Annotated in this window: 12 protein-coding genes; 5 read left to right on the top strand and 7 right to left on the bottom strand. The window is 69.5% G+C overall.

Annotation, left to right across the window (positions count from 1 at the left end; translation table 11 throughout):
* Both IEY82_RS22845 and IEY82_RS39945 read right to left on the bottom strand, forming a co-directional pair.
* Nucleotides 1–380 (bottom strand): roadblock/LC7 domain-containing protein (locus tag IEY82_RS22845; RefSeq protein ID WP_189126226.1); only part of this gene is annotated, 380 nt, incomplete at its 3' end.
* Nucleotides 377–3085 (bottom strand): sensor histidine kinase, encoded by a 2709-nt coding sequence (locus IEY82_RS39945; protein WP_268241132.1) that lies wholly within the window; start codon nucleotides 3083–3085, stop codon nucleotides 377–379. The genes IEY82_RS39945 and IEY82_RS22845, both read right to left, overlap by 4 nt.
* Nucleotides 3086–3583: 498 nt before the next feature.
* On the opposite strand from IEY82_RS39945, the gene IEY82_RS22835 reads away from it, so the two are divergent.
* From IEY82_RS22835 to IEY82_RS22815, 5 genes are all read left to right on the top strand, one after another.
* Nucleotides 3584–4585, top strand: a complete 1002-nt coding sequence (locus IEY82_RS22835) for an ABC transporter substrate-binding protein (protein WP_308425860.1) — start codon at nucleotides 3584–3586, stop codon at nucleotides 4583–4585.
* Nucleotides 4582–5391, top strand: coding sequence for an ABC transporter permease (locus tag IEY82_RS22830; RefSeq protein WP_189126223.1), 810 nt, complete (start codon nucleotides 4582–4584; stop codon nucleotides 5389–5391). Before IEY82_RS22835 ends, IEY82_RS22830 begins: the two co-directional genes overlap by 4 nt.
* Nucleotides 5388–6164 (top strand): ABC transporter permease, encoded by a 777-nt coding sequence (locus tag IEY82_RS22825; protein WP_225263476.1) that lies wholly within the window; start codon nucleotides 5388–5390, stop codon nucleotides 6162–6164. The genes IEY82_RS22830 and IEY82_RS22825 overlap by 4 nt, the downstream gene beginning before the upstream one ends.
* Nucleotides 6165–6173: 9 nt before the next feature.
* Nucleotides 6174–7631 carry a dihydroorotase gene (locus IEY82_RS22820; protein WP_225263477.1) on the top strand — a complete coding sequence of 486 codons (1458 nt, stop codon included), beginning with the start codon at nucleotides 6174–6176 and terminating at the stop codon, nucleotides 7629–7631.
* Between the two features lie 105 nt (nucleotides 7632–7736).
* Nucleotides 7737–8519 (top strand): ABC transporter ATP-binding protein, encoded by a 783-nt coding sequence (locus IEY82_RS22815; RefSeq protein WP_225263478.1) that lies wholly within the window; start codon nucleotides 7737–7739, stop codon nucleotides 8517–8519.
* 90 nt (nucleotides 8520–8609) lie between these two features.
* Here IEY82_RS22815 and IEY82_RS22810 read toward each other — a convergent pair whose 3' ends face one another.
* The 5 genes from IEY82_RS22810 to IEY82_RS22790 all read right to left on the bottom strand — a co-directional run bounded on the left by IEY82_RS22810 (nucleotide 8610) and on the right by IEY82_RS22790 (nucleotide 14751).
* On the bottom strand, nucleotides 8610–9188 hold the full coding sequence (locus IEY82_RS22810) for a GTP-binding protein (protein WP_189126222.1): 579 nt from the start codon (nucleotides 9186–9188) through the stop codon (nucleotides 8610–8612).
* Complete coding sequence (locus tag IEY82_RS22805; RefSeq protein ID WP_225263479.1) at nucleotides 9169–9573, bottom strand: DUF742 domain-containing protein; 405 nt, start codon at nucleotides 9571–9573, stop codon at nucleotides 9169–9171. Before IEY82_RS22805 ends, IEY82_RS22810 begins: the two co-directional genes overlap by 20 nt.
* Before the next feature lie 18 nt (nucleotides 9574–9591).
* Nucleotides 9592–10014: a roadblock/LC7 domain-containing protein gene (locus IEY82_RS22800; RefSeq protein ID WP_055507217.1), complete on the bottom strand. Its 423-nt coding sequence runs from the start codon at nucleotides 10012–10014 to the stop codon at nucleotides 9592–9594.
* Nucleotides 10011–13103: a sensor histidine kinase gene (locus tag IEY82_RS22795; protein WP_189126220.1), complete on the bottom strand. Its 3093-nt coding sequence runs from the start codon at nucleotides 13101–13103 to the stop codon at nucleotides 10011–10013. The genes IEY82_RS22800 and IEY82_RS22795 overlap by 4 nt, the downstream gene beginning before the upstream one ends.
* Before the next feature lie 250 nt (nucleotides 13104–13353).
* Complete coding sequence (locus IEY82_RS22790; RefSeq protein ID WP_189126219.1) at nucleotides 13354–14751, bottom strand: aminobutyraldehyde dehydrogenase; 1398 nt, start codon at nucleotides 14749–14751, stop codon at nucleotides 13354–13356.
* Nucleotide 14752: the final 1 nt, after the last annotated feature.

The raw sequence follows: 14752 nt of genomic DNA, 5'->3' as shown, positions 1-14752 counted from the left end.
GTGAGCACCTGTCCGGCGCGATCCACCATGAGCGTCATCTGATAGGCCACCAACCCCATGTCACAGTCGGGAGCCGCCAGCACGGCCAGGCACGAGCCGTCACTGATCGACATGATCAGCATCAACCCGCGCTGCATCTCCACGATCGTCTGATTGACCGCGCCGCCCTCGAACACCCGGGCCGCCCCCTGGGTGAGGCTGACCAGGCCGGAGGCGATCGCGGCCAGCTGATCCGCCCGGTCCGCGGGAAACCCCGACGAGGCCGCGAGCGGCAGGCCATCGGATGAGACCACGACGGCGTGCGCGACGCCCGGAACGGTGCTGACGAAATCAGTGATCAACCAGTCGACACCGCGCGCGGCGTGACTCAGGTCGTTCATGCGCCCTCCTCCCTGTCGGCGTTCCTCGGGTCAGAGGGATACGCCTTGCCCTCGGTGATGTCGTCACGTGCCGCCCGGAATCCCTGCTGGAAACTGGACAGCCTGTTCCGGATCCGGTCCGGTGACACCGACGGCATCGGAGTGACGCCCTTCGGCGCCGACGCCGTGTCCGCCGAACCCGGCACCAGGTTCGCCTTCGGCACCCGCTTCGGCAGCCCCGAAGCCGTCGCCCCGTCACGCACCGGCTCCACCACGGCCTCCGCCTTGCTCCATCCGGCGTCGGCCTTGGCCGATCCCCAGCTCGCCCCGCTGGCGAACCAGGCGGACTCGACGGAGGCGAAGATCGGGAGGTACTCGTCACCGGCCGACGGCGGCGTGTTGACCGCCGGGATCGGGCCGGTGTTCGCCGCGTCGGTCTCCGGGAAGTCGGGCCGCTGGGGCCGGGCCGGCGGCCGGGTGAAGTCGCCCCGCTCACGGGGGTTCCAGGGTGGCGGCGCGTCCACCGGCGGCCGCCTGGGCAGCCCGTTGCCCGCGGCGGGCCAGGCGCCGGGTTCGCGCGGCGGGGACATCCAGACGTCGGCGTCACCGAAGCCGGCACGCGGGTCGGACGGCCAGCCGCCGGGGTCGGACGGCCACTGCGGCTGCATCGGCCAGCCGCCGTTCTGCTCCGGGGCCGGCGGGCCGGACGGGTAGGAGGGGTGTCCGGGCCCCATCTGGTAGGTGCCGCCCTGCCACGGCGGGACGGGCGCGGGAGAGGGCGCCAGTTTCGGCCCGTTGAAGGCGTCCTCCTGGGACGGGTTGGAGCTCGCGTAGGCGGGCGACTGGGCGCCGAGCATCGACTCGGGCAGCAGGACCATCGCGGTGAGCCCGCCGGAGGCGTGCGGGCGCAGCTGCACCCGGATGCCGTGCCGGTGCGCCAGACGGGCGACCACGAACAGGCCCATCCGGCGCGACACCGACACGTCCACGCTCGGCGAATCGGTGAGGCGTTCGTTGGCCTGGATCAGTTCTTCCTGGGTCATGCCGATGCCGGAGTCGGTGATCGACAGCATCACGCCGCCGCCGTCGATGCGGCTGCCCGACAGCGTGATGCGAGTCTCGCGCGGCGAGAACGACAGCGCGTTCTCCACCAGCTCGGCCAGCAGGTGGATGACGTCGTTGACCGCCTGACCGGCGACGGAGACGCCGTCGGGCACCTGCAGCACCACGCGTTCGTAGCCCTCGACCTCCGACAGCGAGGCCCGGGCCACGTCGACCAGCTTCACCGGCTGGCTCCAGCGACGCGGCGGGTCCTGGCCGGCCAGCACCAGCAGGTTCTCGCTGTTGCGGCGCATGCGGGTGGCCAGATGGTCCAGCTTGAACAGGTTGGCCAGCCGGCTCTCGTCCTGCTCGCCCTGCTCCAGCCCGTCGATCAGAGTGATCTGCCGCTCCACCAGCGTCTGACTGCGACGCGACAGGTTGACGAACATCGCGTTGACGTTGCTGCGCAGCCTGGCCTCCTCGCCGGCCAGGCGCACCGCCTCACGGTGCACCTCGTCGAACGCCCGCGCCACCTCGCCGATCTCGTCGTCGGAGACGACGCCGATCGGCTCCACCTGAACCTGCCCGCCCGAGTCGGACTCGCGCAACCGCTGGACGGTCTCGGGCAGCCGGCGGCCCGCGATGAACAGCGCCTCGCGGCGCAGTCTGCGCAGCGGGCCACTCAGCGAGCGGGCCATCATCACGGTGACGAGCAGCACGAGGATCAACAGGGCCACGATCGCGAACGAGAAGACCATCGCGCCCTGCTGCTCAGCCCGCTGGACGGTCTGGCTGCGCAGCAGAATGGAGTCGGCGACCCGCTGTTCGACCTCGCGCATGCCGTCGATGGTCTTGCTGACGGCGCCGAACCACGCCTGGCCGTCGCGGGTGAGGCCGAGGCCCCGGTCGGTCAGCGGCAGGCCGGCGTCCTGCAACGCCATGGCGCGCGCCTGGATCAGCTCGGCCCGGTCGACCGCCTGGCCGCTGACGGTGTCGTCGTAGGCCTGGCGCAGCTCCAGCGGCACCTGGGCCCGGAAGGTGGCCAGCTCGCCGTCGCGCTGGGCGCGGGCGGCGATGAAGGCGTCCAGTTCCTCCTTGCCGAAGCGTCCGGCGGCCAGCGCGGCGACGAGCAGGGCGCGCTGCCGCGAGACGAACTGCTTGGCCCTGGACAGGGCGGCGAAGCCGGCGACGCTGTCGGTGAGCTCCTTGTCGACGGCGCCCTGGTCGATGTTGTCGTTGAGCGCGAGGAAGTCGGAGATGGACTGGTCGTAGAGCTCGATCACCGAGGCGACGTTCAGCTTGGACTCGACCGCCGTCTTGCGGGAGTTGGCCAGCTCGTCGAACCGGTTCAGCACGCGCAGGGCCTGGGCGCGCTGGGGGGTGTCGGAGTCGGCGAGCGCCTGGACGCCGCCCCGGGCGTCGTCGACGAGGCTGTCGACCGCGGAGTATTGGGCGGTGACGGGGTTTCGGTCACCGCCGCGGCCCAGCGCGACGTAGCTGGCGGTGAGGTCTCGTTCCAACTCGGTCTCGTGGGCCAGCCGGGTCAGCTTGCTGGCCACGATCGCGGTCTGGTTGACCTGCTCGTACTCGTTGGCGCTGCTCGCGGAGGAGGCGACGCGGAATCCGCCGAGAATCAGTGCCGCCAGGGTGGGGATCACGATCAGCGCGAGGAGCTTGGACCGCACCCGCCAGTTGCGCAGCCCGAATCCGCCCGATCGGGTCGGCTTGCCTCTGGTATGAGGGGTCGGGTGCGAGGGCTCCTCAGATGGTAATCCCGCATCCCCGCCTGCTGGGGGCAATGTAGTTCTCACTGGCCTCCGCGACCTCTCCTAGATGGCCTGGTGCAAGAGATCTGGTTGTGCACGTGCGTGGCCTCCGTGCCGCCCCCGGGACACTAAATGACCGAAATCCTATTTATGTTCAACTGATAATCGATATCGTCCGTAAAGGTCACGGTCGATCGATCACCTAGCACACGTCTCTACGTCTCGACAGTAGCCACACGTTCGGGATGAACGCCACCCATCTGTCCACTTCGAACCGGACATACCTCCATGAATACAGTGTGATCATTTTTTCCGCATATATATTGATAATTTCCAGAATCGGGGGAGCATGCGCAAGGGGTTGCCTGCGCTAGGGTGCGACCGTCGTCGATCACCCCCGATCAAAGGAGACGCGACATGAGGTTCGGTGCTCAAGGGCGCACCGCCATGATTGGACTTGTAGTCACCCTTGTCATTACGGGGTGTTCCAGCTCGGATGGCAAGACCACGGAGGACGCCAACGCAAACGGTCTGGAGAAGACTTCTCTCTTGATCGGCCAGTATCCTGGGGCCGACTCCGCCCCTCTGTTCATCGCGATAGAACGCGGCTTCTTCAAGGAGCAGGGCCTCACAGTCAAGACCGAGGCCATCCAGGCACCGCAGGCGGTGCTGCCCAAACTGGCCAACGGCAGCATGGACGTGGTGCTCGGCAGCTACGCGACCATCCTGACGATCCAGAGCCAGAAAGTGGAGAAGTTCAAGTACATCGCCGACTCCTACCAGGGCGCGGCCGGCGGCTTCGGCGTGATGGTGGGCAAGGACTCCCCCATCAAGACGGTCGCCGACCTCAAGGGCAAGAAGATCGGCGTCAACTCGCTCGCCGGGCTCGGCGTCCTCACGATGAACCCGCACCTCAAGATCAGCGGGCTCAAGCCGCCGCCCGACCCGAGCAAGGACGTCACGTATGTGGAGGTGCCGACCACCAACTGGCTGTCGGCGCTGGAGAAGGGAGACGTGGACGCGGTCTGGATGACCGACCCGTACGTCAGCGAGGCCAAGAACAAGCTCGGCGCGACCATGCTCGTCGACACGATGTCCGGGCCGACCGAGGCGCTGCCGATCACCGGCTGGGCCGCGACCGAGAAGTGGGTGGCCACCAACCCGAAGACGATGGCCGCCTTCCAGCGGGCGATGGCCAAGGCCCAGAACATCGCCGCCACCGACCGAAGCGCCGTGACGAAGATCCTGCCCACGTTCACCAAGATCCCGGCGGACACCGCCGCCACGATCAACCTGGGCGCCTACCCCACCACGCTCAGCGCCCAGCGCATCCAGCGGGTCGCGGACCTGATGCACGAGTACGGCTTCATCAAGGAGAAGATCGACGTCGCCTCGATGATCGTCTCTTCTCAGGGATGACCGCGACGACCACACTGGCGCGGGGAGAACGGCTCCACCTCTCCCGCGCCAGGCTCGGAAAGCTCGTCCGCCACGTCATCGGCGTGGCGGCGTTCCTGCTCCTCTGGGAGCTGGCCGGCCGCACCGGCCTGCTCACCTGGCTGCCGACCGCCTCCGCCTCGCTCGCCCGGGCGGTCGGCCTCGCCTTCGACCCCGCCTTCCTCGGCGACCTGCTCTCCACGCTCACGGCGGCCGCCATCGGCCTGCCGCTGGCCGTGCTGGTCGCCGTCCCCCTCGGCCTGCTCCTCGGCACCGTGCCCGTCGTCGAGGAGATGACCCGGGCGATCGTCGAGTTCCTGCGTCCCATCCCGTCCGTCGCGCTGATCCCGCTGGCGCTGTTCGCCTTCCAGCCCGAGATCAACGCCAAGGTCGCGCTCATCGTCTACGCCTCCGCCTGGCCCATCCTGATCAACACCCTGTACGGCGTCCGCGACGTCGACCCGGTGGCCACCGAGACGCTGCGCTCGTTCGGCTTCGGCCGCGGCTCGGTCATCATGCGGGTGTCGCTGCCGAGCGCCGCGCCGTTCATCTTCACCGGGATCCGGCTCGCGGCCTCGATCACGCTCATCCTGGCCATCAGCGTCGAGTACTTCGTCGGCGGCGCCGGCGGCATCGGCGCGTTCCTCATCCAGGCCAGCACCGGCATCGGGGCCGACGCGATGGTCGACGTGATCGCGACCCTGATGTGGGCGGGCGCCGTCGGGCTGGCCGTCAACACCGTGCTGCTACGCGCGGAGCGGCGGCTGTTCAGGTGGCGATTCTCGTGATCCGGACCATCGTCAAGCGGCTCTGGCTGGTGCCGGTCGTCCTCGTCGCCTGGGAGCTCGCCACCACCGCGGCCGCGAACCCGTTCTTTCCGCCGCCCATGCTCATCGCCTCGCGGATGTACGAGATGTGGTTCTCCGGGCCGTTCCTGCTCACCGAGGAGGCCGTGGACAACTTCGGGCCCAGCCTCGTCCGGGTGGTCGGGTCGTGGGGCGCGGCCGTGGTGCTGGGCGTGGGGCTCGGCGTCGCGCTGGGGCGCACCGCGTGGCTGGCCGACTACATCGATCCGCTGGTCGAGTTCGGCAGGGCGGTGCCGCCGCCCGCCATGCTGCCGGTCTTCCTGGTGCTCTTCCAGATGGGCACGCAGGTGCAGGTGGCGACCATCGTTTTCGGCATCATCTGGCCGATCCTGCTCAACTCGATCGACGGCGCTCGCAACGTCGACCACCTGCAGACGGACACCGCGACCGTCTTCGGGCTGCCCCGGCATCTGCGGTTGTTCCGGATCATTCTGCCCGCCGCGTCACCGAAAATTTTCGCGGGTCTCCGGCTCAGCGTCTCTCTGGCGCTTATCCTGATGGTCATTTCGGAACTCAAGGGCAGCACTGACGGCATCGGCTACTTACTGAGCGTGGCGAGCAGCAATGCCGACATGCCGGCGATCTGGGCCGGCGTGGTGGTGCTCGGAGTGCTCGGCTACGCCTTCAACTCCCTGTTCCTTCTGGCGGAGCGACGCGTCCTCACCTGGCATCGCGGCGCCCGCGGCACCGCTTAGGAGGCGGTTGTGACAGACCTGTTACTGAAGAACGTCCGGGTGGTCACCCACGATCGGGACGAGCCCATCCCGGCGGACATCTCCGTGAGCGACGGCCGCATCGACCGGATCGCGCCCGGCCTGCCCGGCGAGGGCGTCCCGGACGTGATCGAGGGCGCCGGTCGGCTGGCCTTCCCCGGCGTCGTCGACGGCCACCAGCACTGGGGCATCTACAACCGGCTGGCCGACGACGCCGGCTCCGAGAGCAGGGCCTGCGCGCAGGGCGGCGTCACGACCGCGCTCACCTACATGCGCACCGGCCAGTACTACCTGAACAGGGGCGGCCCGTACGCCGACTTCTTCCCCGAGGTGCTCGCGCAGGCGGCCGACCAGGCGTACGTCGACTACGGGTTCCACCTCGCGCCCATGTCCCGGGCCCACATCGACGAGCTGCCCGACCTGGTCGAGAAATTCGGGGTCTCGTCGTTCAAGATCTTCATGTTCTACGGCGGACACGGGCTGCACGGCCGATCGGCCGACCAGAACGCGTTCCTGATGCTGCCCGAGGACGAGCGTTACGACTACGCCCACTTCGAGTTCGTGATGCGCGGCGTGCAGGCGGCCCGTGAGCGGTTCCCCGAGCTGGCCGACGAGATCTCGCTGTCGCTGCACTGCGAGACGGCCGAGATCATGACCGCCTACACCAGGCTGGTCGAGGAGGCGGGCGACCTGAGCGGGCTGGCGGCCTACAGCGCCTCCCGCCCGCCGCACTCCGAGGGCCTGGCCGTCTTCATCGCCTCCTACCTGGCCCACGAGACCGGGCTCGGCAACGTCAACCTGCTGCACCTGTCCTCGCGCAAGGCGCTGGACGCCGCGGTGCGGATGGCCAGGACGTTCCCGCACATCGACTTCCGCCGTGAGGTCACCATCGGCCACCTGCTGGCCGACATCGACACCGCCGAGGGGCTCGGCGCCAAGGTCAACCCGCCGATCAGACCGCGGGAGGACGTCGAGGCGCTGTGGGAGTACGTGCTCGACGGCACGGTCGACTGGGTGGTCAGCGACCACGCCTGCTGCCGTGAGGAGCTCAAGTTCGGCGCCCCGGCCGACGACGTGTTCCTGGCCAAGGCGGGCTTCGGCGGCGCCGAGTACCTGCTGCCCGGCCTCATCACCGAGGGCCGGCGGCGCGGCCTGCCGTACGGGCGGATCGCCGCGCTCACCTCATGGAACCCGGCGCGCAGGTACGGCCTGCGCGACAAGGGAGCCCTGGCCCCCGGCTTCGACGCCGACATCTGCCTGGTCGACCCCGGCACCACGTGGACCGTACGGGCCGCCGACTCCGAGTCGGCGCAGGAGTACACCCCGTTCGAGGGTTTCGAGCTGACCGCGAAGGTCACCGACACGTTCGTGCGCGGCCACCACGTCCTCGACGCGGGCAAGATCGTGGGCCCGCCGCTGGGCCGCTACCTGCGCCGTCCCCAGAGCTGATCCGCTCCCCCTGACGAACGCCGGGAATGGACATTTCGCATATGCAACTATTCCCGGCTTCGCTAGAGTCGATGTACTGAATCCGGCTTCCCCCGAGGAAATCCCTTGCTCGAGATAGACAACCTCACGCATGTGTACGGACCAGGCAGCCCCAACGAGCACCGCGCCATCGAGGGGCTGAAGCTGAGCGTCGCCGAGGGTGAGCTCCTGTGCATCGTCGGGCCCTCCGGCTGCGGGAAGTCGACGCTGCTCCGTTCCATCGCCGGACTGATCACGCCCACCGGCGGCGAGATCAGGGTCGAGGGAGAGCTGGTCCGCCAGACGCCCGGCAACCTGGCCGTCGTCTTCCAGGACTACAGCCGCTCGCTGTTCCCGTGGATGTCGGTGGCCGACAACGTCGCGCTGCCGCTGCGCCGCAGGAACATGGACAAGCGGCAGCGTCGCGAGGCCGCGCAGGAGGCGCTGGAGTCGGTCGGGCTGGAGGGCGCGGGGCGCAAGTACCCGTTCCAGCTGTCGGGCGGCATGCAGCAGCGGGTGGCGATCGCCCGCGCGCTGGCCTACCGGCCCTCGCTCATGCTCATGGACGAGCCGTTCGGCTCGGTGGACGCGCAGACCCGCGAGGACCTCGAGGACCTGGTGCTGAAGGTGCGCGGCCACCACCAGATGACGATCGTGCTCATCACCCACGACATCGACGAGAGCGTCTACGTCGGCGACCGCGTCGTGGTGCTGTCGAAGGCCCCGGCGCACGTGGTGGGCGACCTCAGGGTGGACCTGCCCGGGCCCCGCGACCAGATCACCACCCGCGAGCACCCCGACTTCGTGCACCTGCGCGCCGAGGTCGGCCGGCTCGTGCGCGGCGTGCCCGCGCAGGCGACCTCCGCCTGACCTCGCCGCCTGGCTCCCTACGAACGCGACGTGCCGAACGCGACGTGCCGCCGGACCTCGGTCCGGCGGCACTTTCACGTGGGCCACCCGTCAGGCGGGCGTGTGCATGTGGCGGGTCAGAGCGTGCTCGACGAGCGTGATGAGCGTGCTCTTCACCGAGTCGCGCGCGCGGGCGTCGAGGCGGACGATCGGCGTGTGCGGGTTCAGCGACAGCGCCTCACGTATCTCCTCCTCCTGGTGCGCGAACTGACCGTCCCAGCCGTTGATGCCGATCACGAAGGGCAGTTTGGCCTCTTCGAAGTAGTCGATCGCCGGGAAGCTGTCGGCCAGCCTGCGCGTGTCGACCAGCACCACGGCGCCGATGGCGCCGCGCACCAGGTCGTCCCACATGAACCAGAACCGATGCTGGCCGGGCGTGCCGAACAGGTAGAGGATCAGGTCTCGATCCAGAGATACCCGGCCGAAGTCCATGGCCACGGTCGTGGTGGTCTTGTTGGGGGTGAGCGAGACGTCGTCGACATGGGCCGACGCGTCCGTCATCACCGCCTCCGTCGTGAGCGGCAGAATCTCCGAGACCGCACCCACGAACGTCGTCTTGCCCACGCCGAAGCCACCGGCCACGACGATCTTCGTCGAGGTGAGGCCGGGGCTAGAGCCTGCGAAGTCCACTGAGCACCCTTTCGAGCAAGTTGAGGTCCGGCTTCCCCTCATCCAGCGAAGGCTGGTGCACGCGGATCAGGCCTTCCGACGCCATATCGGCGATCAGTACCCGGACCACGCCGAGAGGCTGGCGTAAAAGGGCGGAGATCTCAGCAACCGACCTGACGTTCCTGGTCAGCTGAATGATCGCCTGATACTCCGGACTTAGTAGGGAAATGTCTTGGTATTCGGACGTCACAGAGGACACCAACGCCTCCATGGCGAACTTCATCCGCGGAGCCGTACGCCCCCCGGTCACGGCGTATGGCCGCACCAAGGAGCTCGACTTCTGCGAACGGGGAACCGCCGGATGCGGCGGTGTACTATCACCAGCCCAACCCTGACCTGACACCATGATCTCCTGTCACCGTCCCTAGCGGGGACGGGCCGCCTGCAGCTCGGCGCGTACGGCCGGCGTGAGCACTTGGCCCGCTCGCTCGACCAGTAGCGTCATCTGGTAGGCCACCAGGCCCATGTCACAGTCGGGCGCAGCGAGCACGGCCAGGCAGGAACCATCGCTGATCGACATGATCATCAACAGTCCGCGCTGCATCTCGATGACGGTCTGCGTCACCATGCCGCCCTCGAAGACGCGTGCCGCGCCCTGCGTCAGGCTGATCACACCCGAGGCGACCGCGGCCAGCTGATCGGCCCGATCCTTCGGGAAACCCTCGGAGAACGCCAGTGGCAAACCGTCAGACGACACCACGACGGTGTGCGCCACGCCTGGCACATTGTTGACAAAATCAGTGATCAGCCAACTGATGCCACGCGCTCCCTGGCTCAGTTCTCTCATTTCTCCTCCTCGTTATCTTCGCCGCGGGTGAAGGCCCGGCCCTGCCGTACACCCTGCTGGAAGCTGGAGAGCCGGCTCCGCAACCGCTCGGGAGAGATCTGCGGCGCCGGTGACGTGGCCTGCGGCTCCGCCAGGCTGGCCGTTCCCGGCACCAGGTTGGCCTTCGGCACGCGACGCGGCAGGCCGGAGGCGGTCAGGCCGCCCTTGGCCGGCTCCGCCGCCGCCTGCGCCGCCTGGAAACCGCTGTCGGCCGGAGAGGACCACGACGCGCTCACACCCGACCCACCCGGCGTGCGCCGCGGCAGACCGGGCCGCTCCGCCGGGGCCTGGGCCTCGGGGCGGCGCTGGGGCAGCGGCTCGGGAGCGCGGTCGAACTGCACGGCGGGCTGGATGGCGGTCTCCGGCTCCGCGTCGTGGCCGGACTCCTGACCGGGCAGGAACTGCTCGGGGTCGGGCCGGCGGAACCAGTCGGAGCCGACCGACGAGAAGATCGGCAGGAACTCGTCACCCTGGTCCTCCATCGGCGAGCTGCGCACGATGGGGAGCGGGCCGGTCAGGTCCTGCGAGGAGTATTCGCCTGGACCGAACGGGTCGAAGGCCGAATGGCCGTTCCGTCCGTGCGGGTCGGCGGGTGGCGGGGTGGTCTCGGCGAACGACGGCCAGCGTGACTCCTCGGCCGCGAACGGGGACTTCGGCTCGTCCGTGTCGAAGACCGATCGGCGCGGCTCCTCGCCGAAGGGCGGCCAGCGCGTTTCCTGCTGGGCGGGCGGCCGCTGGGCGGGCGGCTCCTCGGCGAACGACGCCCAGCGGGGCTCGTCCTGCTTGGCCGGAGGCGGTTCCGTCGCGAACGACGGCCAGTTCGGCTCCGCCGCCTTCGGCGCCTCTTCGGGGAAGGAGGGCCAGCGCTGCTGGTCACGGGCGGGCGGCGCCTCTTCGGCGAACGACGGCCAGCGCGGCTCCTGCGGGGCGGGCGGCGCCTCCTCGGCGAACGACGGCCAGTTGCCGGTGCCGGGCACGGGCAGCGACCCCGGCCACTGGGTGTCCAACGGCATGTCGTCCATCCGCCTCGGCGAGGCGTCGAGGCCCATCGCCGGCGAGGCGTAGACGCCGGTGCCGTTGGCCGAGGTCTGGTCGAACGCGCTCGGGTCGAAGTCGGTGAAGGCTTCGTACTGGCCGCGCTGCTGGGGGCCGGATCCCGGCGCGCCGGCGATGAGCATGTCGGGCATCATCACCATGGCGCTCAGGCCGCCGGTCTCCCGCATCCGGAGCTGGACCCGGATGCCGTGGCGCAGGGCCAGGCGGCCGACCACGAACAGGCCCATCCGCCGCGAGACCGCGACGTCCACGACGGGCGGGTTGGCCAGCCGCCAGTTGGCCTCGGCCAGTTCCTCGGCCGACATGCCGATGCCGAGGTCGTTGATCGTCACGAGCACGCCGCCCTCGACGGCGCTGCTGGTGACCTGCACCTTGCTCTCGCGGGGCGAGAACGAGATGGCGTTCTCGATCAGCTCGGCCAGCAGGTGGACGGAGTCGGTCACGGCCGGGCCGACGATCTGGACGCTGGACGGGATCTGGATCTGGACCCGCTCGTAGCCCTCGACCTCGGACAGCGAGGCACGGGCGATGTCGACCAGCGGCACCGGCTCGCTCCACTTGCGGGCGGCCTCCTGGCCGGCGAGGACCAGGAGGTTCTCGCTGTTGCGGCGCATGCGGGTGGCCAGGTGGTCGAGGCGGAACAGGTTGGCGAGCCGGTTCTCGTCCTCCTCGCCCTGCTCCAGTCCCTCGATGAGCTGCAGCTGCCGCTCCACCAGGGTCTGGCTGCGCCGCGAGAGGTTGACGAACATCGAGTTGACGTTGGCGCGCAGCTTGGCCTCGTCGCCGGCCAGCCTGATCGCCTCGCGGTGGACCTCGTCGAAGGCCCGGGCCACTTCCCCGATCTCGTCGCGGGTGGTGACGCCGATCGACGGCACCTCGGGCACCGCGGCGTTGTCGCCGGACTCGCGCAGCACGCGGACGGTCTCGGGCAGCCGGGTGGTGGCCACCTGGAGCGCCTCGGCGCGCAGCCGCCGCAGGGGGCGGACCAGCGAGCCGGCCACCCGGGTCGTGATGACCAGGACCAGGAGCAGCAGGACCAGGATCAGCGCGCCGGTGACGATGGCGCTGCGCTGCTCGGCGTCGCTCAGCTCTTGGGTCTGGGTCACGATGCCCTGGGCCAGGCCGTCCTCGACCTTGCGCATGGTGTTGACGGCCAGCGTGGTGCTCTCGTGCCAGAGGGTCAGGTCACGGCGTGAGGTGACGTCGAGGTCCTTGATGGCCTTGTACTCGCGCAGCTGGGCCAGGGCGCGCTGGCGCATGGAGTCGGCGCGGTCGATCTGCACGCCCCTCATGCCCTTGTGGTACGCGGCCAGGTCGGCCGCGGCGGCCTCCTGCTCGAAGCTCGCGAGCTCGGCCTGCTGGCGGTTCCACGAGCCGAGGAAGTCGGACAGGTCGTCGTAGTCGAGCTGCCGCTCGATCAGCGCCACGACCAGGATGACCTGCTGGCGGGAGACCTCTTCCTTCATCCGGCCGAGGGCGCTGAGGGCGGCGACGTCTCCCTGCAGGCGGTCGTCGCTGACGCCGGCGGCCAGGTCGCTCTGCAGGTTGGCGAGAACCTCGATCATGGTCGAGAAGGTGCGGACGGCGGCCCGGGGCGGGACGCTGTCGCCGACGATCGACTCGCGCAGGCCGCCCAGCCCGTCGAGCCAGCGGCGCATCTCGACGACCTCGGCGAGCACGCGCGGCGAGTGGGAGGCGTCGATGGCCTGCATGGCGGTGAGCACGCGGGCCTTGGCGGCGTCGACGGCCTTGCGCTGGGTGCCGAGCTGCGCCAGCCGCCCGGCCCGGCGCCGGTCCGCGATGTACCAGGCCGTTAACGTGCGTTCCTTGCCGAGTTCGTGCGAGAGCTGGCCGGTCTCCTGGACCAGCTCGGCCACCTGGGTGAGCCGGCGGTACTCGGCGCTGGTGCCGATGGCGTCGGCCAGCTGCACGCCGGCGAGCAGGACGCCCACGACCGTCGGGATGAGGATCAGCGCCACCAACCTTGAGCGCACGCGCCAGTTCCCCAGCCGGAACCGTCCGCCTGTGTGCTCCCCGGACTTGGTGTGCCTGGGGTTATCCGTCCTCACTGACTCTCGCAACCTCTCGCCGGTACGTGCTCGAAAATCTGACACGCGTGGGGCGCATGGGATTTGTCGGGGCTGGGTAATTGGAACACAACCCGTACCAGATCGGCCAACCGGACATTTCCCATCAAATACGACCAAATGTGATTTTTGGGCCGCATATCGCCGTACGTGTTTTTCAGGCTGGCCGGAAGGAGTCTCGCTCCACCGGCATCGCATGCTTGACCATCAGGTGACGGGTCACCGAATACTCCTGCACCGCCTCCTGGCTCATGTCCTTACCGAATCCGCTGCCCTTGACCCCGCCGTGCGGGGCCTCACTGGCGATCGGCAGATGGTCGTTAACCCAGGTCACACCCACGTCCAGGCGATGCGAGACCCTCATTGCCCGCGCCACGTCGCGCGACCACACCGACGAGGCCAGGCCGTAACGCGTGTCGTTGGCGAGCCTGACGGCCTCGTCCTCGCCGTCGAACGGAAGGACGACGAGCACGGGACCGAAAAGTTCTCCCTGGACGATATCGCTGTTCTGCGCGACATGCGTCACAAGTGTGGGCGGGTAGCCGAAACCAGGGCCGTCGACAGGGCTCCCACCATGGACGACGCGCCCGCCGGACCGTTCCACGAAACCGTGCACCCGCTGCCGGTGCTCCGCCGAGATGAGCGGGCCGATGTCGGTGGCCGGGTCCCAGGGGTCGCCCACGGTGATGTCGGCGAGTCTCGCCCGGATCGCCTCCACGGCCTGGTCGTGCACCTGGCGGGCCACGTAGACGCGCGTGGCGGCGGTGCAGTCCTGGCCGCTGTTGTAGGTGGCGCCCATGGCCACGCCGGTCGCCATCTCGGCCAGGTCGGCGTCCTCGAACACGAGCGCGGGCGCCTTGCCGCCGAGCTCCAGGTGCACCCGCTTGAGCGTCCTGGCCGCGCCGGTCATGACGGCCCGGCCCGTCTCGGTCGAACCGGTGACGCTGACCATGTCCACGCCCGCGTCGGTCACCAGCGCCTCGCCCACCTCGGCGTCGCCGGTGACCACCTGCACGAGCCCGTCGGGGGCGCCGGCCTTGGCGAACAGCTCGGCCAGCCGGAGCGTGGTGCGCGGCGTCTGCGGCGCCGGCTTGATGACCACCGCGTTGCCCGCCGCGATGGCCGGCCCGAGCTTCCAGACGGCCATCACGAACGGGAAGTTCCACGGTGCGATCGAGCCGACCACGCCGACCGGGCGGCGCAGCATGATCGAGGTGTAGCCGCGACTGAACACCCCGGCGCCGGAGCCCTCCAGCGAGCGGGCCGCTCCGGCGAAGAAGCGCAGGTTGTCGGCGGCGAACGGCAGCTCACCGTCGCGGAAGACGGCCGCCGGCTTGCCGGTGTCCTCCACCTCCAGCCGGGTCAGCTCCTCGGCGTCGGCCTCGACCAGGTCCGCCAGGCGCAGCAGCAGCCGCGCCCGCTCGCCGGGCGTGGTCTCCGCCCACTCCGCGTAGGCGGTGCGCGCCTCGGCCACGGCCCGCGCCACGCCTTCGACCGGGGTGTCGGGAACCGTGTCGTGGGCCTGTCCGGTCGCCGGGTTGATCAGTTCGCGCATG

This window comes from Nonomuraea cavernae, from assembly GCF_014646355.1.
Classification (GTDB): Bacteria; Actinomycetota; Actinomycetes; order Streptosporangiales; family Streptosporangiaceae; genus Nonomuraea; species Nonomuraea cavernae.
The sequence above is the reverse complement of the archived record's forward strand: the minus strand, read 5'-3'. Positions and strand labels throughout refer to the sequence as shown.